This is a genomic window from Pseudomonas fluorescens (genome assembly GCF_001708445.1).
Taxonomy (GTDB): Bacteria; Pseudomonadota; Gammaproteobacteria; order Pseudomonadales; family Pseudomonadaceae; genus Aquipseudomonas; species Aquipseudomonas gorinensis.
The window spans coordinates 300,159-324,142 of sequence record NZ_CP015637.1 but is presented as its reverse complement, the minus strand read 5'-3'; the positions used below and the strand labels follow the sequence as shown (position 1 = coordinate 324,142).

At 61.1% G+C, this 23,984-nt stretch carries 19 protein-coding genes and 1 pseudogene; 19 read left to right on the top strand and 1 reads right to left on the bottom strand.

The window, feature by feature from the left end; all coding sequences use genetic code 11:
- The first annotated feature begins 71 nt into the window (after positions 1-71).
- The 19 genes and pseudogenes from aroB to A7317_RS29755 form a co-directional block, all read left to right on the top strand.
- Complete coding sequence (aroB, locus tag A7317_RS01385; RefSeq protein WP_024072965.1) at positions 72-1,172, top strand: 3-dehydroquinate synthase; 1,101 nt, start codon at positions 72-74, stop codon at positions 1,170-1,172.
- A 10-nt stretch (positions 1,173-1,182) separates the two neighbouring features.
- Complete coding sequence (locus tag A7317_RS01380; protein WP_069075059.1) at positions 1,183-2,739, top strand: SPOR domain-containing protein; 1,557 nt, start codon at positions 1,183-1,185, stop codon at positions 2,737-2,739.
- 349 nt (positions 2,740-3,088) lie between these two features.
- Positions 3,089-7,534 (top strand): glutamate synthase large subunit, encoded by a 4,446-nt coding sequence (gltB, locus tag A7317_RS01375; protein WP_069075058.1) that lies wholly within the window; start codon positions 3,089-3,091, stop codon positions 7,532-7,534.
- Between the two features lie 32 nt (positions 7,535-7,566).
- The gene (locus tag A7317_RS01370) at positions 7,567-8,985 is read left to right on the top strand and encodes an FAD-dependent oxidoreductase (protein WP_024072968.1); all 1,419 of its coding nucleotides are present in this window, start codon (positions 7,567-7,569) and stop codon (positions 8,983-8,985) included.
- Positions 8,986-9,225: 240 nt separating this feature from the next.
- Entirely contained in the window at positions 9,226-10,293 is a 1,068-nt protein-coding gene (gene hemE / locus A7317_RS01365) for a uroporphyrinogen decarboxylase (protein ID WP_069075057.1), read from the top strand.
- A 312-nt stretch (positions 10,294-10,605) separates the two neighbouring features.
- Entirely contained in the window at positions 10,606-12,066 is a 1,461-nt protein-coding gene (gbpA, locus tag A7317_RS01360) for an N-acetylglucosamine-binding protein GbpA (protein WP_069075056.1), read from the top strand.
- 103 nt (positions 12,067-12,169) lie between these two features.
- On the top strand, positions 12,170-12,694 hold the full coding sequence (locus tag A7317_RS01355) for a cytochrome b (RefSeq protein WP_069075055.1): 525 nt from the start codon (positions 12,170-12,172) through the stop codon (positions 12,692-12,694).
- A 28-nt stretch (positions 12,695-12,722) separates the two neighbouring features.
- Positions 12,723-13,208: a type II secretion system protein N gene (locus tag A7317_RS01350; RefSeq protein ID WP_237141787.1), complete on the top strand. Its 486-nt coding sequence runs from the start codon at positions 12,723-12,725 to the stop codon at positions 13,206-13,208.
- A 4-nt stretch (positions 13,209-13,212) separates the two neighbouring features.
- Positions 13,213-15,114, top strand: a complete 1,902-nt coding sequence (gene gspD, locus A7317_RS01345) for a type II secretion system secretin GspD (RefSeq protein ID WP_069075053.1) — start codon at positions 13,213-13,215, stop codon at positions 15,112-15,114.
- Positions 15,111-16,559: a type II secretion system ATPase GspE gene (gene gspE / locus A7317_RS01340; protein WP_069075052.1), complete on the top strand. Its 1,449-nt coding sequence runs from the start codon at positions 15,111-15,113 to the stop codon at positions 16,557-16,559. The genes gspD and gspE overlap by 4 nt, the downstream gene beginning before the upstream one ends.
- Before the next feature lie 2 nt (positions 16,560-16,561).
- Positions 16,562-17,767 (top strand): type II secretion system inner membrane protein GspF, encoded by a 1,206-nt coding sequence (gene gspF, locus A7317_RS01335; protein WP_069075051.1) that lies wholly within the window; start codon positions 16,562-16,564, stop codon positions 17,765-17,767.
- The gene (gene gspG / locus A7317_RS01330) at positions 17,768-18,211 is read left to right on the top strand and encodes a type II secretion system major pseudopilin GspG (protein WP_069075050.1); all 444 of its coding nucleotides are present in this window, start codon (positions 17,768-17,770) and stop codon (positions 18,209-18,211) included.
- A gap of 4 nt (positions 18,212-18,215) precedes the next feature.
- Positions 18,216-18,677, top strand: a complete 462-nt coding sequence (gspH, locus tag A7317_RS01325; RefSeq protein ID WP_024072977.1) for a type II secretion system minor pseudopilin GspH — start codon at positions 18,216-18,218, stop codon at positions 18,675-18,677.
- On the top strand, positions 18,667-19,068 hold the full coding sequence (gene gspI / locus A7317_RS01320; RefSeq protein WP_024072978.1) for a type II secretion system minor pseudopilin GspI: 402 nt from the start codon (positions 18,667-18,669) through the stop codon (positions 19,066-19,068). The genes gspH and gspI overlap by 11 nt, the downstream gene beginning before the upstream one ends.
- The gene (locus A7317_RS01315; RefSeq protein WP_024072979.1) at positions 19,061-19,609 is read left to right on the top strand and encodes a type II secretion system protein GspJ; all 549 of its coding nucleotides are present in this window, start codon (positions 19,061-19,063) and stop codon (positions 19,607-19,609) included. The genes gspI and A7317_RS01315 overlap by 8 nt, the downstream gene beginning before the upstream one ends.
- Positions 19,606-20,460, top strand: a complete 855-nt coding sequence (locus A7317_RS01310; RefSeq protein ID WP_024072980.1) for a general secretion pathway protein GspK — start codon at positions 19,606-19,608, stop codon at positions 20,458-20,460. The genes A7317_RS01315 and A7317_RS01310 overlap by 4 nt, the downstream gene beginning before the upstream one ends.
- Before the next feature lie 2 nt (positions 20,461-20,462).
- On the top strand, positions 20,463-21,563 hold the full coding sequence (gspL, locus tag A7317_RS01305; protein ID WP_041160824.1) for a type II secretion system protein GspL: 1,101 nt from the start codon (positions 20,463-20,465) through the stop codon (positions 21,561-21,563).
- Positions 21,560-21,991 carry a type II secretion system protein GspM gene (gspM, locus tag A7317_RS01300; RefSeq protein WP_024072982.1) on the top strand — a complete coding sequence of 144 codons (432 nt, stop codon included), beginning with the start codon at positions 21,560-21,562 and terminating at the stop codon, positions 21,989-21,991. Before gspL ends, gspM begins: the two co-directional genes overlap by 4 nt.
- 192 nt (positions 21,992-22,183) lie before the next feature.
- Positions 22,184-22,672, top strand: a pseudogene (locus tag A7317_RS29755) (cytochrome b/b6 domain-containing protein); the annotation flags it as partial.
- Between the two features lie 32 nt (positions 22,673-22,704).
- Here the strand turns inward: A7317_RS29755 and A7317_RS01290 are convergent.
- Entirely contained in the window at positions 22,705-23,925 is a 1,221-nt protein-coding gene (locus A7317_RS01290) for an MFS transporter (RefSeq protein ID WP_420492580.1), read from the bottom strand.
- Positions 23,926-23,984: the final 59 nt, after the last annotated feature.

Here is a 23,984-nt window from a genome sequence, read left to right as displayed (position 1 = left end):
GGCGTAGAGCCATCAGGTGGCGTCGGATTTCGACGTTACCGGTCGTCAAAACATCTTCAACGCGGGGACACATGCAGACACTTAAGGTCGATCTAGGCGAGCGCAGCTACCCGATCCATATTGGCGAAGGTCTGCTGGACCAGCCCGAGTTGCTCGCACCGCACATTGCCGGGCGGCAAGTGGCGATCATCTCCAACGAAACGGTCGCGCCGCTGTATCTTGAGCGTCTGAGCCGCAGCCTGGCGGCTTATTCGGTGATCTCCGTGGTATTGCCCGACGGCGAAGCCCACAAGAACTGGGAAACCCTGCAACTGATCTTCGATGGTCTGCTCACCGCACGCCATGACCGCCGCACCACCGTGGTCGCCCTCGGCGGCGGCGTGATCGGTGACATGGCCGGCTTTGCGGCCGCCTGTTACCAGCGTGGCGTGGACTTTATCCAGGTGCCCACCACCCTGTTGTCCCAGGTTGATTCGTCGGTGGGCGGCAAGACTGGCATCAACCACCCGCTGGGCAAGAACATGGTGGGTGCGTTTTATCAGCCTCAAGCCGTGCTGATCGACACCGCGACCCTCAACACATTGCCACCGCGCGAGCTGTCGGCGGGGCTGGCCGAAGTCATCAAGTACGGGCTGATCTGCGACGAACCGTTCCTGACCTGGCTGGAAGAACACGTCGACGCCCTGCGCGCCCTCGACCAGGTGGCGCTGACCGAAGCGATTTCCCGCTCCTGCGCCGCCAAGGCGTTGGTGGTGAACGCCGATGAACGGGAGTCCGGCGTACGGGCCACCTTGAACCTCGGGCACACCTTCGGCCATGCGATCGAAACCCACATGGGCTATGGTGTGTGGTTGCATGGAGAGGCCGTAGCGGCTGGCACAGTGATGGCATTGGAGATGTCGCAACGCCTGGGCTGGATCAGCGCCCAGGAGCGTGATCGCGGTATCCGCCTGTTCCAGCGCGCCGGCTTGCCGGTCATCCCGCCTACCGAGATGACCGAGGCAGACTTCCTCGAACATATGGCGATAGACAAGAAAGTGATCGACGGTCGACTGCGACTGGTGCTGTTGCGCCACATGGGTGAAGCGGTAGTGACCGACGATTATCCGAAAGAGATTTTACAGGCCACGCTGGGAGCGGATTACCGCGCCCTGGCCCAGCTTAAAGGTTAATAAGATCCCGATGACTAGTTTGCATGCCGACGAGGCGTTCCTCGGCCATTACCAGTTAAGCCACGACCCTTTTGCTCCACGGGTGCCTGGTTTCAAATTTTTCCCGGCCCAGCGCAAGCCGGTGCTCGGCCAGTTGCACCATCTCGCGCGCTACAGCCAGTTGCTGCTGGTGGTCACCGGCCCACTGGGCAGTGGCAAGACCCTGTTGCGCCAGGCGCTGGTCGCCAGTACCAACAAGCAATCGGTACAGAGCGTCGTAGTATCGGCTCGCGGTGCCGGTGATGCGGCGGGTGTACTGCGCCAGGTGGCCCAGGCTCTTGATGTGCCCACTGCCGAGCCGAACGCGATTCTCAAGCAGGTGGTGCAACTGGGCCTGACCGGCCAGGAGGTCTACCTGCTGGTGGATGACGCCGAGCAGCTTGACGAATCCGCCCTGGAAGCGCTGTTGGCGCTGGCCGCCGGTACGCCGGAAGGTCGCCCGCATGTGTTCCTGTTCGGTGAGTCGTCGCTGATCGCCGATCTGGAGCAGATCAGTGGCGAACAGGAGCTGTTCCACGTCATTGAGTTGCAGCCTTACGAAGAGGAAGAAACCCGTGAATATCTGGCCCAACGCCTTGAAGGCGCCGGGCAGGGCATCGAACTTTTCTCCGCTCAACAGATCTCTGATATTCACGAAAGCTCCGACGGCTGGCCTGGCACCATCAATCAGGTCGCCCGCGATGCAATGATCGAAGCCATGATTGCCAGCCGCTCTGCGGTCAAGCGTCCAAAGATGGGGTTCACTATGCCTAAGAAGCACGTATTGGCCATTTCCGCCGTGGTCGTGGTCGCCGTTGCCGCCGCCTGGTTGATCCCGGGCCGCAGCAAGGCACCGACGACCGCCGGCGCGCCAACCGAACAGGCGCAGTTGCCACTGGGCAAGCCCACGCCAAACGTAGAATTCGCCAACTCCGGTCAGCCGACCAGCCTGCCGATGGTGGGCCAGCCGGTCATGCGCGGCCCGCTTGCCGAAGAAGCCGGTGGCATCTCCGAAGGCGACGACGGCGTGCCGGTAGAAGGCTCCAGCGCCACGCCGCCGACCGTGACCACCACCGCGCCACCTGCGGGCGTGCCAGCCGGTCAGCCGGCGACAAAACCGACACCAGCGCCGACGGTCGCGACCGCCAAGCCTGCGCCTGTCACCAAGCCCGTCGCAGCTGCACCGGTCGCCAAGCCAGCCCCGGCGCCGGCCGCCAAGCCTGCTGAAAAACCCGTGACCGTTGCCAAGGCCGGTGCCGCCGGCAGCAGCTGGTACAGCAGCCAGCCTACCGGTAACTTCGTGGTGCAGATTCTCGGCACCAGTTCCGAAGCCAACGCCCAGGCGTTCGTGAAAGAGCAGGGCGGCGAGTACCGTTATTTCAAGAAAGTGCTCAACGGCAAGCCTCTCTACGTGATCACTTACGGCAACTTCTCCAGCCGCGCAGCAGCTGAATCCGCTATCAAGGCCTTGCCAGCGAAGGTTCAGGCTGGTAAACCTTGGCCTCGCACTGTCGCCAGCGTTCAACAAGAACTGGCAACAACTCGCTGAAGATCCGGCGGCCTTACCCAGGCCGCCCTCTCGGCACCTCAAAAAAACAACAAAGCGTGCAGCCCTGAAGGCCGCGCGCTTTGTGGTGTCTGCGTCACAGTAGCTTTTGAGTCGTAGCGGTCAGAATTAAAAAAGTTTTGACTAGCACAGCATATCGCTTTAAACCTTTCATAAATGCGACATAGATTTGCGACATTTCGTCGCTAAATTTGTGGGCGTCTGTGTCGGTGTGTACAATGACCTCCCTTTTGCCCCCGCAAAGCCGGCGTACGTTCGGCGTGGAAGGTAACCGGTTGAATTGAAAAGAAATTTGCCTCGATATAAGAGGCAGCCTGGTGAGAAAGTGTCTATGAAAGCAGGTCTGTACCAACCCGATGAATTCAAGGATAACTGCGGTTTCGGCCTGATTGCCCATATGCAGGGCGAGCCCAGTCATACCCTTTTGCAAACGGCCATCGAGGCCCTGACCTGCATGACCCACCGCGGTGGGATCAACGCCGACGGCAAGACCGGTGACGGTTGTGGCTTGCTGATTCAAAAGCCCGACCTGTTCCTGCGCGCCGTCGCCAAACAGCATTTCGCTGTCGACCTGCCCAAGCAGTACGCCGTGGGCATGGTGTTTTTCAACCAGGACCCGGTCAAAGCCGAAGCCGCTCGCGAGAACATGAACCGCGAAATCCTGGCTGCCGGCCTGCAACTCGTCGGCTGGCGCAAAGTGCCGATCGACACCAGCGTGCTCGGCCGCCTGGCCTTGGAGCGCCTGCCGCAGATCGAACAAGTGTTTATCGCGGGCGATGGCCTGAGCGACCAGGACATGGCGATCAAGCTGTTCACGTCCCGTCGTCGTTCGTCCGTGGCCAACGCTGCCGACACCGATCACTACATCTGCAGCTTTTCCCACAAGACCATCATTTATAAAGGCCTGATGATGCCGGCGGACCTCACCGCCTTCTATCCAGACCTGAGCGATGAGCGCCTGCAAACCGCAATCTGCGTGTTCCACCAGCGCTTCTCCACCAACACCCTGCCGAAATGGCCGCTGGCCCAGCCATTCCGCTTCCTCGCCCACAACGGCGAGATCAACACCATCACTGGCAACCGTAACTGGGCCGTGGCCCGTCGCACCAAGTTCGCCAACGATTTGATGGACCTCGAAGAGCTCGGCCCGCTGGTCAACCGCGTCGGTTCCGACTCCTCCAGCATGGACAACATGCTCGAGCTGATGGTCACCGGCGGCATCGACCTGTTCCGTGGCGTGCGCATGATCATTCCGCCTGCGTGGCAGAACGTCGAGACCATGGACCCCGACCTGCGGGCGTTCTATGAATACAACTCGATGCACATGGAACCCTGGGACGGCCCGGCCGGCGTGGTGATGACCGACGGCCGCTACGCGGTGTGCCTGCTCGACCGTAACGGCCTGCGCCCGGCGCGCTGGGTGACCACCACCAACGGTTTCATCACCCTGGCGTCGGAAATCGGCGTGTGGAACTACCAGCCGCAAGACGTGATCGCCAAAGGCCGCGTCGGCCCTGGCCAGATCCTGGCCGTGGACACCGAAACCGGGCAGATCCTCGACACCGATGCGATCGACAACCGCCTGAAGTCCCGTCACCCCTACAAGCAATGGCTGCGCAAGAATGCCCTGCGCATCCAGGCGACCATGGAAGACAACGACCACGGTTCGGCGTTCTACGACATCGACCAGCTCAAGCAGTACATGAAGATGTACCAGGTCACGTTCGAAGAGCGCGACCAGGTGCTGCGCCCGCTTGGCGAGCAAGGCTACGAAGCCGTCGGCTCCATGGGTGACGACACGCCGATGGCCGTGCTGTCCCAGCGTGTGCGCACGCCGTACGACTATTTCCGCCAGCAGTTCGCCCAGGTGACCAACCCACCGATCGACCCGCTGCGCGAAGCCATCGTGATGTCCCTGGAAGTCTGCCTCGGTGCCGAGCGCAACATCTTCCAGGAGTCGCCTGAGCACGCCTCCCGCGTGATCCTCAGCTCGCCGGTCATTTCCCCGGCCAAGTGGCGCTCGTTGATGACCCTGGAGCGTCCGGGCTTCGACCGCCAGATCATCGACCTGAACTACGACGAGAGCCTCGGCCTTGAAGCCGCTGTGCGCAACGTCGCTGACCAGGCCGAAGAAGCTGTGCGCGCCGGGCGTACCCAGATCGTGCTGACCGACCGCCATATCGCGCCGGGCAAGTTGCCGATCCACGCCTCCCTGGCCACTGGTGCAGTACACCATCGCCTGACCGAAAAAGGCCTGCGCTGCGACTCCAACATCCTCGTGGAAACCGCCACCGCCCGTGACCCGCACCACTTTGCGGTGTTGATCGGCTTCGGCGCCTCGGCGGTGTACCCGTTCCTTGCTTATGAAGTGTTGGGTGACCTGATCCGTACCGGTGAAGTACTGGGCGACCTCTATGAGGTGTTCAAGAACTACCGCAAGGGCATCACCAAGGGCCTGTTGAAGATCCTGTCGAAGATGGGCATCTCCACCGTCACCTCGTACCGCGGTGCTCAATTGTTCGAAGCGATCGGCCTGTCCGAAGAAGTCTGCGAGCTGAGCTTCCGTGGCGTGCCGAGCCGCATCAAGGGTGCGCGTTTCGTCGATATCGAAGCCGAACAGAAAGCCCTGGCCGCCGAAGCCTGGAGCGCGCGCAAGTCGATCCAGCAAGGTGGCCTGCTCAAGTTCGTCCACGGTGGCGAATACCACGCCTACAACCCGGACGTGGTCAGCACCCTGCAAGCCGCCGTGCAGCAGGGCGACTACGCCAAGTTCAAGGAATACACCGCGCTGGTGGATAACCGCCCGGTGTCGATGATCCGCGACCTGTTCAAGGTCAAGACCCTGGACACGCCGCTGGCGATCAGCGACATCGAACCGCTGGAATCGATCCTCAAGCGCTTCGACTCCGCCGGTATCTCCCTGGGCGCCTTGTCGCCTGAGGCCCACGAAGCCCTGGCCGAAGCCATGAACCGCCTGGGTGCGCGTTCCAACTCCGGTGAAGGCGGTGAAGACCCGGCGCGCTACGGCACCATCAAGAGCTCGAAAATCAAGCAAGTGGCGACGGGCCGTTTCGGGGTGACCCCGGAATACCTGGTCAACGCCGAAGTGCTGCAGATCAAGGTTGCCCAGGGCGCCAAGCCCGGCGAAGGCGGCCAGCTGCCAGGCGGCAAGGTCAACGGTTTGATCGCCAAGCTGCGTTACGCAGTGCCGGGCGTGACCCTGATTTCGCCGCCGCCGCACCACGACATCTACTCGATTGAAGACTTGTCGCAGCTGATTTTCGACCTCAAACAAGTCAACCCGCAGGCGCTGGTCTCGGTGAAACTGGTAGCAGAGGCGGGCGTCGGTACCATCGCCGCTGGCGTGGCCAAGGCCTATGCCGACCTGATCACCATCTCCGGCTACGACGGCGGCACCGGTGCTTCGCCGCTGACCTCCATCAAGTACGCCGGTGCGCCGTGGGAACTGGGCCTGGCTGAAACCCACCAGACCCTGCGCGGTAACGACCTGCGTGGCAAAGTGCGCGTGCAGACCGACGGCGGCCTGAAAACCGGCCTCGACGTGATCAAGGCCGCGATCCTCGGCGCCGAAAGCTTCGGCTTCGGCACCGCGCCAATGATCGCCCTGGGCTGCAAATACCTGCGCATCTGCCACCTGAACAACTGCGCCACCGGCGTCGCCACTCAGAACGAGAAGCTGCGCAAGGATCACTACATCGGCACCGTCGACATGGTGGTGAATTTCTTCACCTACGTCGCCGAAGAAACCCGTGAGTGGCTGGCCAAGCTGGGCGTGCGCTCCCTCGAAGAGCTGATCGGTCGTACCGATCTGCTGGACGTCCTCGAAGGCCAGACCGCCAAGCAACAGCACCTGGACCTGACGCCACTGTTGGGCAGCGATCACATCCCGGCAGACAAGCCTCAATTCTGCCAGGTGGACCGCAACCCACCGTTCGACAAGGGCCTGCTGGCCGAGAAGATGGTCGAGATGGCTGCTTCCTCGATCAACGATGCCAGCGGTGGCGAATTCGCTTTGGATATCTGCAACTGCGACCGTTCCATCGGCGCCCGCATCTCCGGCGAAATCGCGCGCAAGCACGGCAACCAAGGCATGGCGAAAGCGCCGATCACCTTCCGCTTCAAGGGCACTGCGGGCCAGAGCTTTGGCGTGTGGAACGCCGGTGGCCTGCACATGTACCTGGAAGGTGACGCCAACGACTACGTGGGCAAGGGCATGACCGGCGGCAAGCTGGTCATCGTTCCGCCCAAAGGCAGCGTCTACAAGACCCAGGACAGTGCCATCATCGGCAACACCTGCTTGTATGGCGCCACGGGCGGCAAGCTGTTCGCCGCCGGTACGGCCGGTGAGCGTTTCGCCGTGCGTAACTCCGGTGCCCACACCGTGGTGGAAGGCACTGGCGATCACTGCTGCGAGTACATGACCGGGGGCTTTGTCGCGGTACTGGGCAAGACCGGCTACAACTTCGGTTCGGGCATGACCGGCGGTTTCGCCTACGTGCTGGACCAGGACAACACCTTCGTCGACCGGGTCAACCACGAGTTGGTCGAGATCCAGCGGATCAGCGGCGAAGCGATGGAATCCTACCGTAACCACTTGCAGCACGTGCTGGACGAGTACGTCGAGGAAACCGGCAGCGAATGGGGTCGTAACCTCGCCGAGAACCTCGATGATTACCTGCGTCGTTTCTGGCTGGTCAAGCCCAAGGCTGCCAACCTGAAATCGTTGCTTTCCAGCATCCGTGCCAACCCGCAGTGATATGCGCCTGAAGAGTTTGATGAGGTTTTAACATGGCTGAACGTCTGAATAACGACTTCCAGTTCATCGATGTCGGGCGCAAAGATCCGAAGAAGAAACTGTTGCGTCAACGCAAGAAAGAGTTCGTGGAAATCTACGAACCCTTCAAACCCCAGCAGTCGGCCGACCAGGCCCACCGCTGCCTGGGTTGCGGTAACCCGTATTGCGAATGGAAGTGCCCGGTGCACAACTTCATTCCCAACTGGCTCAAGCTGGTGGCCGAGGGCAACATCCTCGCCGCCGCCGAGCTGTCGCACCAGACCAACACCTTGCCGGAAGTCTGCGGCCGGGTGTGCCCGCAAGACCGTCTGTGCGAGGGTGCCTGCACCCTTAACGACGGCTTCGGCGCGGTGACCATCGGTTCGGTGGAGAAGTACATCACCGACACCGCGTTCGCCATGGGCTGGCGTCCGGACATGTCCAAGGTCAAGCCGACGGGCAAGCGCGTGGCGATCATCGGTGCGGGCCCGGCGGGCCTGGGCTGTGCCGACGTGCTGGTGCGTGGCGGCGTGACCCCGGTGGTGTTCGACAAGAACCCGGAAATCGGCGGCCTGCTGACCTTCGGTATCCCCGAGTTCAAGCTGGAAAAAACCGTACTGAGCAACCGTCGTGAAGTGTTCACCGGCATGGGCATCGAGTTCCGCCTGAACACCGAAATCGGTAAAGACGTGACCATGGAGCAACTGCTCGCCGAATACGACGCCGTGTTCATGGGCATGGGCACCTACACCTACATGAAGGGCGGCTTTGCCGGTGAGGACCTGCCGGGCGTGTATGACGCCTTGGATTTCCTGATCGCCAACGTCAACCGCAACCTGGGCTTTGAAAAGTCGCCGGAAGATTTCGTCGACATGAAGGGCAAGAAGGTCGTGGTGCTGGGTGGTGGTGACACCGCGATGGACTGCAACCGCACCTCGATTCGCCAGGGCGCCAAGTCGGTGACCTGTGCCTACCGTCGTGACGAAGCCAACATGCCTGGCTCGCGCAAAGAGGTGAAGAACGCCAAGGAAGAAGGCGTGAAGTTCCTCTACAACCGCCAGCCGATCGCCATCGTGGGTGAAGACCGTGTCGAAGGCGTGAAGGTGGTCGAGACCCGTCTCGGCGAACCGGACGCCCGTGGCCGTCGCAGCCCCGAGCCGATCCCGGGCTCCGAAGAGATCATCCCGGCCGACGCCGTGGTCATTGCGTTCGGCTTCCGCCCAAGCCCGGCTCCCTGGTTCGAGCAGTTCGAAATCCAGACCGACAGCCAGGGCCGTGTCGTCGCCCCGGAACAAGGCCAGTACAAGCACCAGACCAGCAACCCGAAAATCTTCGCCGGTGGCGATATGGTGCGAGGCTCTGACCTGGTGGTAACCGCGATCTTCGAAGGCCGTAACGCCGCCGAAGGGATCCTGGACTACCTGAACGTCTAACCCATTTCAGGCTGAAATGCGGTCAAAAATGTGGGAGGGGGCTTGCCCCCGATAGCGGTGGTTCAGTTACAGATACTGAGACTGACACACTGCAATCGGGGCAAGCCCCCTCCCACATTTGATTTGCGCAGGTTCAAGAGATTGTCGTAAATCAACCCGATAGATAAAAGGCACGCCTCATCCCGTGCCTTTTGCGTCGCGCTCTGAGAAAATGCCCGCACTTTTTTTGCGGATGCCGACATGACTGCCCTCAAGAACGACCGTTTCCTTCGTGCCCTGCTCAAGCAACCTGTAGACGTGACCCCTGTGTGGATGATGCGTCAAGCCGGTCGCTACCTGCCGGAATACCGCGCCAGCCGCGCCCACGCCGGTGACTTCATGAGCCTGTGCATGAACCCGGAGTTCGCCTGCGAAGTCACGATGCAGCCGCTGGACCGCTACCCGCAACTGGACGCGGCCATACTGTTCTCCGATATCCTCACCATCCCCGACGCCATGGGCCAAGGCCTGTACTTTGAAACCGGCGAAGGCCCGCGTTTCAAGAAAGTCATCAGTACCCTGGCCGATATCGAAGCCCTGCCGATTCCCGATCCCCATAAAGACCTCGGCTATGTGATGGACGCCGTCAGCACCATCCGCCGTGAGCTCAATGGCCGCGTGCCGCTGATCGGCTTCTCCGGCAGCCCCTGGACCCTGGCTACCTACATGGTCGAAGGCGGCTCGTCGAAAGACTTCCGCAAGACCAAGGCCATGCTCTACGACAACCCGCAGGCCATGCACCTGCTGCTGGACAAGCTGGCGCAGTCGGTCACTTCTTACCTCAATGGCCAGATCATGGCCGGCGCCCAAGCGGTACAGATCTTCGATACCTGGGGTGGCAACCTGTCGGCGGCGGCGTACCAGGAGTTTTCCCTGGCCTACATGCGCAAGATCGTCAGCGGCCTGATCCGTGAACACGAAGGCCGTAAAGTGCCGGTGATCCTGTTCACCAAGGGCGGCGGCCTGTGGCTGGAAAGCATCGCCGATGCCGGTGCCGATGCACTGGGCCTGGATTGGACCTGCGACATCGGCGAAGCCCGCCGTCGTGTCGGTGGTAAGGTCGCGCTGCAAGGCAACATGGACCCGACCGTGCTCTACGCCAAGCCGGAAGCGATCCGCAGCGAAGTCGGCCGCATCCTGGCCAGCTACGGCAAAGGCACCGGGCATGTGTTCAACCTCGGCCATGGCATCACTCCGGAAGTGAACCCGGACCATGCCGGCGCGTTCCTGCAAGCCGTGCACGAGTTGTCCGCGCAATACCATCAGTAATACTCCCGTCAGAACTTCATCACCCTCTTTCTCGAAGAGGGTGATGCTTGTCGTTTAAGTAAAAAATAATAAATTTCCTGTTGCGACTTTCTATCGTAGGGATACTTCAGTGTTTTTGTAGGAGTATTCTTTTTGGGCGGTGGTCATTAGTCGAAGCTTGTTTTTTTAATCGTGATAATTCAACTTGTCCTACATTAATTTTTTTTAACGCCCGTAAAATCCATCTCGCTCGTTTTGCAGTAGCCGTAGAAAAACGTCTTCCATATTGCAAAGTATGGGTTTTTATTGGGTTGTGTGTTAGGGCTGGATTGTATGATTAAAAAAGATATTTCCCGTTGGGGCGGTGTTTCGTCGTTGGCATTGTTAAGTGCCTTGTTATTACCCTCCCAAAGTGCACAGGCGCATGGTTATTTGAATGATCCACCGTCACGCGCCTTTCAATGTCAGAAAGGCCTGAATAAAGACTGTGGTGGTGCACAGTACGAGCCTCAAAGTGTCGGTGAAACCTTCAAGGGGTTTCCTGCTGGCGTCGGCGGTAAACCGATGCAGGGGCCGGTAGACGGTAAGATCGCCAGTGGTGGCATCGGCCTGTTCTCGGCTATGGATGCGCAGTCGGCCACTCGCTGGCACAAGACTGAAATCAAAGACCGAAATATCACGTTCGACTGGAAGTACACGGCGGCTCACCCGGCCACCAAGCACGAGTACTTCATCACCCGCAACGGATGGAACCCCAATGAGCCGCTCAAGCGTGCATCGTTTGACGGTACGCCGTTCTGTGTCGTGGAGGGTGGCAATGTACTGCCGGTCAGCGGCGAAAAACATGCGTGTGTGATCCCTCAAGACAAGACGGGCTCTCATGTGCTCCTCGGTATCTGGACCGTCGGTGATACCGATGCGGCGTTCTACAACGTCGTCGACGTGGATATCCTGGCCGAACCCGAATTACCGGGCGGTTGGAGCGCCGTCGGTAGCATCACGCCATCCGCCACGTTGCTGGTGGGCGACAAGGTCAAGGCCCGTGCCTTCACCGCCATGGGCGAAAGCGCGGCGTACACCGTCGAAATCTCGATAGACAATGCCGAAGAGGGCCAACCGCAGAATTGGGCGTTCAAATTGGCTGAAAAGATCAACCAGACCCAGACCCTGATTCAAGCGGGCATTCGCGATGAGCAGGGCGGTATAGCGCCGGTCAAAGGCAAGAACAATCTGTTCGCTCAGAAAGACAGCGGCGTGATTCGTTATGAGCTGGCGATGGACGTCAAGGAAGATACCGAGGCACGCATGGCGCTGTCGGCGTTCGCCGAAGAGTACGTTTTGGATAAGGGCCGCGCGAAGGTTCGCTTCGCCATGATCGCCAACCGCGATATGAATGTCGAAGCGACGCTGTTCAATGCCAGCAACAAGCCGGTGGGTACCGTCAAAGCGCTTGCGCAAGGCACCAGTAACTGGCTTGAAATGGATGTTCGCAGCGAGCCAGGGCTTCACCACATGACCTTGCTGGGCACCACCACAGATGGTCGTACCACTCGCCAGGATACCCAGGCCGTCAACCTGACGGGTGAAGGGGGCGCGAAGGACTATCACTTCGTGTTCCCTGAAGGTCTGGCCAGTTACGAAGCAGGCACTCGCGTGTTGCATCCGCAAACCGGCGAAGTGTATGAGTGCAAGCCGTTTCCGAGTTCGGGCTACTGCAAACAGTACCTGCCAACCGCCAATGGCTTTGAGCCGGGTGTAGGCCATCATTGGCAGACCGCCTGGGACCAGCTCTGATCGTTCGTTGACGAAGTCCCAGGCAGGCGCGTTCGAGCCTGCCTGGGCATTTCTATCGTGCAGTTATTCTTTTCTGAATGTGGATTTTCAATTGACGACGTATATGCGCTATTCGGTCGGCCAGATTTGGCTTCATTGGATTTCGGCCGTGGTTATTTTGTGGACCTTATTCTCAGGCTTTTATGTCGCGTTTATTGATGTGGCGATGGAAACCAAGAATTGGGTGGGGTTTATAAACGTTTCGTTGACTGCTCTATATATTCCAATCTTTATTCTCAGAGTCTATTTTTCTTTTTTTCATGGTTTTTTAGCGTATGGCAGAAAGCGCTGCGCAGCCGAGTATGTGGCGTTAGTTGTTCATAAAGCCATTTATCTGGTGTTGGGCATTGTGCTCGTGACGGGAGTCCTGATGATGGACCGCCCGATCAACATATTTAACGTCCTGTTGATTGCACAACTGCTGACTGATCCGACGGCCATTGAGTGGTTCACGCAGATCCATATTCAAGCCTGTGTGGTGCTCGCGGTGCTGGTTGCCCTGCACGTGGGAGCTGTTTTCAAGCATGAGATGAGCGGTCGCCCGGTTCTGAAGAATATGTCTTTTTCCCAAGAAACGATCCGCCAGTGAACGCGCCATGAAGACGGCTGGCTGGCGGGTGCTCGTCTTGATGCTGCCCTTGGGTTATGGGCTGATGTTGGCGTGGCAGGAGTGGCAGTTTCGTCAGGCGCGGATGCCGGCAGCGCAGGCGCTGCCTGTTCCGTCGGCCATGCCCCAGCCGACCGTCGCTCTCGATACCCTGGCCGTCGCGTCGGTGCTCGGCTTGAGCGCGCAGGGCGGTGCCTTGAGCAGCGCTGAACCACTGACATTACGAGCCACTGTGGTTGCCAGCGACAGCGAGTCACGTGCCTTGCTGGCCGGGCCCGACAGTGAGCGGTTTTACCGCGCCGGCGAGCGCTTGCCGGGAGGTAGCCTGCTGCGTCGCATCGAGCCTGCACAGGTGGTGTTGTGGCGTCAGGGGCGCGAGGAGTTGCTCAGGCTCCATCCGGCGAGCGGGGGCTTTCTGCAGCCCGCCCACGCGCAACGTAAAGCGACGGCGGTCCTTCATCTACGGCCCATGGTCGAACAACCGAGGAGTGAGTAGTCCCATGAACCGCATCATCGGGCAGCGCGCTCTGACCGGCGTATTTGGCACGTTCGTGTTGGGCGCGTTGTTACACGTTGGGCCGTCGTCGGCGGCTGAGCAGCGTTGGCAGTTGACGATGAATAACGCTGAGTTGCGTGATGTTGTTGAGGAAATGTCGACCATCCTCGACACCACCGTCATCCTCGACCCCAAGGTACAAGGACGCATCACCGTCATGTCCAGGCAGGCCCTGAACCGTGAAGGGGTGCGCCAGCTGTTTTATAGCGTGCTGGATGCCCATGACTTCAGCGTGATCGATCAAGGCGACCAGATCCTCATCGTACCGGTGGCCCAGGCTAAATCGCTGGCCGGTACGGCGGACCCGCACTCATCGCCCCCGCAGCAGTTTGTCACTCAGGTCATTGCGTTAGGCGCCAGCAATGCGGCGGATCTGGCTGGGCTGGTGCGACCGTTGATTTCGCCCAATGGCTATGTCGGCCCTTCGGTATCGGCCAATGCCTTGGTGATTACCGACACCGCGAGCAACGTCCGTCGCATCGGCGAGGTCGTCAGGCAACTGGATTCCGGAGCGAAAAATGCCTATGAGCTGGTGGACTTGCGCCATGGGGTGGCGGTGGATATCGCCCGGTTGATGGAAGCGTCCCTCGGTAAGCAGAGTGCCGACGGTGCCATTCAGGTCTTGGCCGACTCGCGCAGCAACCGGTTGGTCATTGTCGGTACGGCGCAGGTTCGTCAGCGCCTCGTGCAACTGGCCCGTAGCCTGGACACGGTCACCCCTGCGCGGCTGGACAATGCCCGCGTCATACGCCTGCGCTACAGCGATGCCAAGCAATTGGCCGAAGTGCTAGACACCATGGGCCAGAGCATGAAAACGCCACTGGCGAGCTCGGGCCTGAAAGAAACGGCCGCTGCCGCAGCGTTCATGGTACGGGCCGATGAAAGCCAGAACGCCCTGGTGATCGTGGCGCAGACGGCCCAGCTCGCGACCCTCGAAGGCATTGTGCGTGAGTTGGATCGGCCGCGGGCTCAAGTACTGATTCATGCCGCCATCGTTGAGGTCACCGGTGATATCAGCGAGGCCCTGGGTGTGCAATGGGCGCTGAACAGCAGTGATGCCAAGGGGCTTATCAACTTCCCCGGCACAGGCATTCCGATCCTCGGTGCCCTTAAGTTCGATGAAAACACGGTTGCCCCGGAGGGCGGCGTGCTTAAGCTGGGCGGTGATCGTTTCGGTGCATTGGTGTCCGCCCTGGCCGGCAACTCGCGCAGCAACCTGCTATCGACGCCAAGCCTGCTGACGCTGGACAACCAGGAAGCCGAAATCATTGTGGGTCAGAACGTGCCGTTCAAGACTGGCTCCTACGCTACCAACGGCAGTGGCGCGGATAACCCGTTCACCACGGTGGAGCGCAAGGACGTCGGGATCAGCCTCAAGATCAAGCCCTATATCAACGAAGGTTCGACCCTGCGGCTGGAGGTCGAACAGGAGGTCTCCGACATTGCGCCGGCGGTGTCCGGTGTCGACTCGTCGGACCTGATCACCAATAAGCGTGCATTGAAAAGTACGATCCTGGCCGACGATGGCGAGATCATCGTGATCGGCGGCCTGATCAAAGACAGCGTGCGCACCCAGAAAAGCGGCGTGCCACTGTTGCGTGATATTCCCTACCTTGGGGCGCTTTTTCGCTGGAGCCGCGACACCCAGACCAAGAGCAACCTGATGGTGTTCCTGCGCCCGACCATTGTGCGTAGCGGTCAGGATCTCTCCGGGATCAGCCGGCAGCGTTACCAGGACCTGCGCCAGCACAGCCTGCCGAACGCCCGCCCGGAGCACTCGCTGCAACTGCCCGATAGTGCGTCGCAGCTGTTCGACCTGGGTCAGCCTGCGCGGGAGGTTCCATGAAACCCCTGCCGTTCGGTTTCGCCCGACGTTTTGGTGTACTGCTCGACGATGGGCACCTGATCGTTCGCTGTGATACGTCGTTGAGCGCCATTGCCGAAGCGCGGCGCCTGACCGATCACGAGCTGCCGCTGCGGATGCTGACAGTCGAGGACTTCGCCACACGCCTGGCGGTGGTCTACAGCGAAGGCCAAAGCGCCGCCGAACAGGTTGCCCAAGGCTTGGATGATGAGTTGGATCTGCTCAGCCTGGTGGACCAGGTGCCGCAGACCGCCGACCTGTTGGAGCAGCAAGGCGATGCGCCGATCATACGTCTGATCAACGCACTGCTCAGTGAAGCGGTGCGGGAAAAGGCCTCGGATGTGCACCTTGAAACCTTCGAACACACACTGACCGTTCGCATGCGGGTGGATGGTCAACTGCGCGAAATGCTGCGGCCACGGCGTGAGCTGGCAACGCTGCTGGTGTCGCGAATCAAGGTCATGGCGCAGCTGGACATCGCTGAAAAACGCGTCCCCCAGGATGGCCGCATGGCGTTGCGCCTGGCGGGCCACGAAGTGGACGTACGGGTCTCCACGCTGCCCTCGGCCCATGGCGAGCGGGTCGTGTTGCGCCTGCTCGACAAGCATGCCGGGCGCCTGCAATTGGTGCGATTGGGCATGGCTGAAAAAACCCTGGACGGCCTGCTGCAATTACTGGGCAGGCCCCATGGCATTTTACTGGTGACCGGCCCCACCGGCTCCGGCAAGACCACCAGTTTGTATGCGGCGCTGACCCACCTCAATGACCAGACCCGCAATATTCTCACGGTCGAAGACCCGATCGAATATCACCTGCCGGGCATCGGCCAGACACCGGTCAACCCCAAGGTCGAGATGACATTTGCCCGTGGGCTGCGCGCGATCCTGCGCCAGGACCCGGACGTGGTGATGGTCGGCGAGATTCGTGACAGTGAAACCGCCGAGATCGCCGTTCAGGCGTCACTCACCGGGCATTTGGTGTTGTCGACACTGCACACCAACAGTGCCATCGGTGCCGTTACCCGGTTGGTGGACATGGGGGTCGATGCCTATCTGCTCGCATCGTCGTTGGTGGGCGTGCTGGCGCAGCGTTTGGTGCGCAAGCTTTGCCCCGCCTGCAAGGCCCCCGCAGCGGCGGACGCCGACGCATGCCGGCGGTTGGGGTTAGACCTCGACCAAGTGCCTCGGGTGTTCAAGGCCACCGGTTGCGAACAGTGTCGCCAAGGTTATCGCGGGCGGATCGGTATCTACGAATTGGTCAGCCTCACGCCCACGCTCTGCGCGCTGATTCATCAGGGCGCCAGTGAACAGCAACTGCTGGCTGAAGCGCGGCGTGCCTCGCCCAGCCTGTTCGAGGATGGGCGCCGTCGGGTGCTCGAAGGGCTCACCAGCATGGATGAGCTGTTGCGGGTTACCCAGGAGGACTAGCTGTGCCCACTTATGACTACCGGGCCCAGGACCGCGAGGGACGTCCGTGCAAGGGCCGGCAGGAGGCTGACAGCCCACGTCATGCCCGACAGTTGCTGCGCGAACGGGGGCTGTTGCCGAGCCAGGTGCAGGTTGCGAGCGCACACGGTGGCAGGGGGCCGGTGGGTGTGGCAAGGCTGAGTGCGGGTGATCTGGCTTTGCTGACCTTACAACTGTCGACTCTGGTCCAGGCCGGTTTGCCATTGGAGCTGGCGTTGCAAGCCGTTGCCCAGCAAAGCCAGAAGCGGCGGGTCAGCAACTTGCTGGCGCAGATTCGTGAGCGGGTCATGGAAGGGCACTCGCTGGCGGCCGCTCTCGGTGCGTTTCCTCGGGCGTTTCCCGATGTGTTTCGCGCCACGGTTGCCGCGGGCGAACGCTCGGGTCACCTGGGCCATGTGCTGGAGCAATTGGCAACCTATACCGAGGCGCGCCAGGCGTCCCGGCAGAAGATCCAGCTGGCGCTGGTGTACCCGGCACTGCTGATGTTCGCCTGCATGGCCATCGTTGGCTTTCTGCTCGGCTATGTGGTGCCCGATGTGGTGAACATTTTTGTCGACAGTGGCCAGCCGCTGCCCTGGCTCACCCAAGCCATGATCGTCGTGAGCAATGGTCTGCGTACCTATGGCCTGGTGCTGTTGGGGGTATTGGCGAGCATCGCAATGGCGCTGCGCTGGAGCCTGCGCCAGCCACGCGGACGCTGGCGCTGGCATTGTCTGGCGCTGCACCTGCCTTTGCTGGGCAGTGTCTTTCGAGCCATGGAAGCCGCGCGGTTCGCCAGCACCCTGGCGATACTCGGCAAAAGTGCCGTCCCCCTGGTCGATGCGCTGGAAATTGCCGCCGCCGTGATTGGCAACGTGACCATCCGTGCGCGCATGAGCGATGTAGCCCGCTCGGTCCGTGAGGGCGGCACCCTGACCCGTGGCCTCGAGGCCGGGGGCGATATACCACCGTTGATGTTGCACATGATTGCCAGTGGCGAACGTGCCGGTGAACTCGACGCGATGCTGGCGCGCGCGGCCGAGCAACAGGAAAAAAATCTCGCTGCCCGCATCGCGCTGGTGGTGAGTTTGTTTGAACCGGCGATGCTGGTGGTGATGGGCGGGGTCGTGCTGCTGATCGTCATGGCCATTCTGTTGCCGATTCTCAGCCTTAACCAATTGGTGAACTGAATGGTGAAAATACTCAAGCAACAACGCGGGTTTACCCTGATCGAGATTATGGTGGTGGTGGTCATTATCGGCGTGCTGGGGGCCATCGTGGTGCCGCAGTTCATGAGCCGACCCGACCAGGCCAAGGTCACCGCCGCCAAGACCGATATCCAGGCGATCGCGACCAGCCTGGAAATGTACCGTCTCGACAACGCTGTTTACCCCTCGACCCTGCAAGGGCTGGAGGCCCTGAGCAAGCGTCCGACCGGCACACCGGCCGTCAGGAACTGGAACGCCCAGGGCTACCTGAAAGGCCAGCCGGTGGATCCGTGGGGGACGCCTTACCAGTATCTGAACCCTGGCGTGCGCTCCGCTAACGGTGGCTATGACCTCTATTCCCTGGGGGCCGATGGTGCCCCCGGTGGCGAAGGTTCAGCGGCCGATATAGGTAACTGGGAGGGTTGACCGAGTGCCCAGGCGTAGCCGCGGTTTTACCCTGCTGGAGCTGATGGTGGTGATCGCATTAGTCGGCATCGTGCTCGGTGTGGCTGGCCTGGCAGCGGGTAATACGCCGGCGCGTCAGGCCCGACAGGAGGCCGGCCAGGTGTTGCAACTGATCCAGCAATTGCGCGAGCAGGCGGTGATTGAAGGGCGTGAATACGGTGTGCGCGTGCGGCGTACCGAGTACCAGGTGTGGCGCCTTGAACCTCCGGGGTGGCAGCCGGCGGGCGCGGTTCATCGGTTGGGACAAGGTGTGCAAATGCACCTTGAACAGGAGGGGCAGCGTCTGAGTCTCGATAGCCTGGCCCCGCAATTGCTGATGCTCAGCAGCGATGAAATCAGTGCGTTTGTGTTGTCCTTCGTCGCCGAAGAACAGGTGCTGGCGCACATTGTCAGCGATGGGATTGGAGAGCTGTCCGTTGAAAGCTAATCACCGTCGACGTCGACGTCGACAGCGTCCGGCGAACACCCGTGGTTTCACCCTGTTGGAAGTGATGATTGCATTGGCGGTTTTTGCCGCCCTGGCGGGAGCGGTGATTGCCGCCGGGCACTATTCATTGCGCCAGAATGCTCGCTTGCAACAGCAGGTGCAGTGCGCCTGGGTAGCGGACAACCAATTGAGCGAGCTGCGTTTGCAAACGGCGTCGCCGGGGCACCAGCAACTGTTACGACGCTTCGATGGGCGCGACTGGAAGGTGGACCAAACCATCACCCCCGAAACGGACCCGCGCCTGCTGAGGGTCGATATCGATGTCAGCCCGGCCGACGACGATCAGCCGGTCTACCGCACCCGGGGTTGGATACCCGCTGGGCATGAATAAGCAGTCTGGCTTCACGTTGTTGGAGCTGGTTATTGCGCTGGCCATCTTCGCCTTGCTGGGGCTCGCCAGTGGGCGCTTGTTCGACACCGTGGTGCGCGCGCAGCAGGCAACGACCAGCCATGAACAGGATCTGCGGCGCCTGCAACGAGCGGTCGGGGTGATTGAGCGTGACGTGCTGCAATTGGCGTCGGCCGTCATTGTCCTGGGGCCCACCACGTTGCAATTGCAGCGCGGCAACTGGCGCAATCCGCAAGACTTGCCGCGCAGTGAGCGCCAGCAGGTGATTTATCGGCTGGACAACCAAATGCTATGGCGCGAAAGCCGCGGCCTGGAGTCATCAACCGTCGAGCGGCAACGATTGCTCGACGATGTGCGCATGTTGAACTGGCGCCTGTTTGACCGCGATGTGGGTTGGAGCCACGTCTGGCCAGTGGGCAAAGGCGCGGCGGCGACGCCCCCGCAGGCGCTTGAAATGGTGCTGTCGGCTGGGCGCTTCGAACAGGTGCGACGCGTCTTGCCATTGCCCCAGGGACACCCATGAAAACTCGCCAGCAAGGTGTCGCGCTGCTCAGTGTCTTATTGGTCATGAGCCTGGCGTTGTTGCTGACGGCCGGCATGTTGCGCAGTCATCAACTGATGGTGCAGAGCAGCGCGCGCCAGGTGCATCAGGTGCAATTGCGTCAGTTGGGGTTTTCGGTCGAAGCCTGGGCGATGGCGGCATTGGCGCGCACGGATGACGCCGAACAGTCAGTGGTGCACCTGGGTCAGGCGTGGGCTCGGGTCACCTGGCCTTTTGAGACGCCAGGCGCGCAGGTCGCGCTGGAAATCGAAGACCTGTCTGCACGCTTCAACGTCAACGCGTTGCTCGGCACCGGGCAAGTCGATGAAGTCGCGCGCCAGCGTTGGTCAAACCTGCTCGCCAGCCTGGGGTTGCAGCCATTGGACTTGCGGGCCGCCGGCCAGGTTTTGCAACGTCAGGAACTGAGTCAACTGCGTGAGCTCCCAGGTGTGGACGGCGCGATCTTGCGACAACTGGAACCCTGGGTCGCGCTGTTGCCCAGGGATGCCGGCTTGAATATCAACACGGCTGCGCCACAGATGCTGGCAATACTCGATGGGGTCTCGCTGTCGACCGCTGCAGCCCTGGTCCGCCAGCGACCCGTCGGCGGTTATGCGCGAGTGGCGGCATTTACCCATGATCCGTTGATCGCCGGGCAGGGGGTGACCAGCCATGGGCTGGGCGTCAGCAGCCGCTGGTTTCGCATCAACATCGACGTGAGCTTCGGCAGCAGCCGACTGCGTATGGCCAGCGACGTCGAGCGCGAGCTTAAATCCGGGCGTTGGCGTGTGGTGCAGCGACGCTTCCTCCCTGCGAATCTGAACGAGATCTGATGATGAAAACCTGGCTTCATTTGAGTGCCGAAGGCTTGACCTCACCCTCGAAGCAATGGCCGTGTTGTGTCTGGCGCGCAGCAGGGGACAATCGGCAGATGACCCTGGATGAAGCGGCGGTTTACCTGGCAGGGCAGCCGGTGCACCTGCTGCTGCCAATGGAGATGTGCAGCGGTTTGCGCACCGACGTGTGGCCTTCAAAGCGACGACCCAGCGCCCAGGCCATCGCCTTCGCCATTGAAGAACAGGTGGGCGAGGACCTTGAAGCCTTGCATGTGTGTGTCGGACCTCGTGACGGGGCGGGCTGCTACCCCGTGCTGGTAACGCACAAGGCGCGTTTCAAGGCGTTGTTGCACCTGCTGGCGACGCTGGCCATTGAGGTGCGTGCCGTGCATGTCGATGCCGATATGCTGCCTGGCGACTGCGCCGTTGCAGTTCACTGGTACGGTCGCCGGGTTGTCCGCTGTCCCGCGCCCCTGGCCATGTCCGCAGTGGCCCTCAAGACGCTTGAAGGGGTGTTGAGCGAGCCGTTGCAGTGGCTGGATGAAGAGGCGAGCAGGGCACAGGTCGAACAGGCGTTATGGGGGGCTCAAGGTCAACCGATCAACCTGCTGCATGGGGAATTGGGCCGTGTCCGGCAACGCTGGCCCTGGTCAACGCTGGTCCTGGCCACCGCGGTGTTATTCCTGCTTGAGGTGGGGTTTATGCAGCTACGTAGCCAGTACGTCGAAGGGCAAGCCCATCGGCTGTATGCGCAGAGTGTGGAGCGCTTCCAGGCGATGTATCCCGAGCAGACTCGTATTGTCGATCTGGCCGCGCAGCTCAAGGCGCTACAGGGGCAAAATGCAAACCAGCTCGCGACGCCGCTGACACGATTGGTCAGCCTCAGCGAGCAGGTGATCGGTGGTGCCGATGTGGAGGTACAGCGCATGGAGTTTCGCCGTGGTGAAGGGTGGACGATCCAATTGGCCGCCAACGGTTTCACCGCATTGGAACGGTTGCGGGAGCAGGGGCAGCGCAGCGGTATGCCAGTGCGTATCGGTCACGCCAGCAAGGAAGGTCATCGAGTGCATGCCGTGCTGATGCTGGAGGACCCATCATGAAGGGGCTCCAGACCTGGAAAGCGCTGTCGCCACGTGATCGGTTTTTGTTGAAAGGACTGACGGTATTCGTGATCGGTGTGCTGGCCTTCCAAATGCTGTGGCAGCCCAGCCGACAACGTGTGACCAGCGTCGAGCGCCATTACCAGCAGCAACTGGCGTTGGCGCAGCAGGTCAACAGCACTCAACCCCAACGCGCCTTGCCGGTGGCAGGGCAACCGCTAGCCTCGACCATCAACGACAGTGCCGAAGCGGCGGGGCTGAAGGTGCAGCAGATCGAGGTGCAAAACGAGCAGTTGCGCCTGACCCTCAGCGGCGATGCACACGCTTTGCTCAAATGGCTTGCGGAACTGGAGCGCGATGCGGGCGCTTTCCAGACGCTGACGCTGGAAAAGCGCGGCAGCCACCTGGAGGCACGCTTGGTGCTTTAAGCATGGGCCAACGGCGGCAGCTTCGCCCAGGCGGCGGGGGATTCGCTGCGCTTCAGCGTTCGTTAAGTCCTGCCTTGGTAGCTTGGGCGCCTTAGGATTTCTCCTACAGCCTCAGGTAACTCGCCTCGGTAAAAATCCTACCCGACTCTTCCTCTCGCCAGTGCATGGCGTTCATTGTCAGGTGATATCAGGATGAACACTTCAGCGTATTCAACGAGCCAGAAACTGCTGCATTGGGTTTCGGCTGTCATTATTGTGTGGGCGTTACTCTCAGGCTTTTTTGTGGCCGTATTCAGCGTGCCTGCGTCGGTCAAGGCGTGGGTGGCGTTCTTCAATGTATCGTTGACCACCCTCTATATCCCGGTGTTTGTCTTGCGGGTTTATTGTTCCTTTGCCCACGGCCTGGACTTTTCCATCAAGCGAACACCGCAGGAATACATGGCGTTGCTGGTCCACAAAGCCATGTACCTGGTGCTTGCCTTGGTGTTGGCGACGGGCGTGCTGATGATGGATCGTCCGATCAATGTTTTTAACCTGGTTTCCTTTGGCCCGTTTGAAAGCGATCCGGCCCGCATCGCCTTGTATACCCGTACGCATGTGCTGTCCTGCGTGGCGTTGTTGCTGATGCTGGTCCTGCATATCGGCGCCGTAGTCATGCACGAGCGCCGGGGTAAGCGGGTGCTGGCGCGAATGTCGTTCAAGGTGGCGGCCCCTCAAGCCGAGGCCAATGGCGGCAGCTTCGCCAGCTTCAACGCCACCAGCAGCGCGTCGACCAACAGCGCCACGATGAAGGCACCGATGCCGTTCCACCCGGCAAAGTGCCAAAAGAACCCGCCCGCCGTACCGGCGATACTCGACCCTACGTAGTAGCAGAACAGGTACAACGACGACGCCTGCCCCTTGGCCTTCACCGCGCGGCGCCCGATCCAGCTGCTGGCCACCGAGTGGGCGCCGAAGAAGCCGAAGGTGAAGATCAGCATGCCGGGCACCACCAGCCAGAGTGGGGTGAACAGGGTCAGGGCCATGCCGGCGAGCATCAGTACAATGGTGCCCCACAGCACACGGCGGCGGCCGAGGCGGTCGGCCAGGGAGCCGATCTTGGCCGAGCTGTAGATGCCCGACAGGTACACCAGCGACAGCAGGCCGACCACGGCCTGGCTCAGGTCATACGGGTCGGCCAGCAGGCGGTAGCCGATGTAGTTGAACATCGTCACGAATGCACCCATCAGCAGGAAGGCTTCAAGGAATAACCACGGCAGGCCCGCGTCCTTGAAGTGCATGACAAAGCCGTTCACCAGGCTGCGCGGCTTGAGGCTGCTGGCGCGGAAGTTGCGCGATTCGGGGAGGATCTTCCAGAACACGGTCGCGGCGATCAGGGCCAGGCCGCCGATGATCAGCATTGCGGTGTGCCAGCTGACGAAGTCGATCAGCACGCCGATGATCAGGCGCCCGCTCATGCCGCCAATCGCGTTGCCGCCGATATACAGGCCCATGGCCAGGCCGATGTGTTGGGGGTGGATCTCTTCACTCAGGTAAGTCATGGCCACGGCGGCCAGGCCGCTCAAGGACAGCCCCACCAGCGCGCGCATCAACAGGATCCCTTGCCAGGTCGGCATCAAGCCGCTGGCGATGGTGGCCAGGGCTGCGCAGAACAACGCCGCGACCATCACCGGCTTGCGCCCCAGGGTGTCGGAGATCGGCCCGGTAATCAGCAGGCCCAGGGCCAACATGGCGGTGGACACCGACAGGATCAGGCTGCTCTGGGCCGCGTTGATGGAAAATTCCTGGGACAGCGCCGGCATCATGGGCTGCACGCAATACAACAGGGCAAAGGTTGCGAAGCCGCCGGAGAACAGCGCCAGCACCGTGCGCATGAACATCGGCGTGCCTTTTTCGATGTACGCGTCGTTGAGCTGGGCTACCACCTCATCCAGGGCGGTCGGCGGGGCTTCTTGAGGGAGTGGAGCGACAGCAGATTTCACGGGGACCTCGG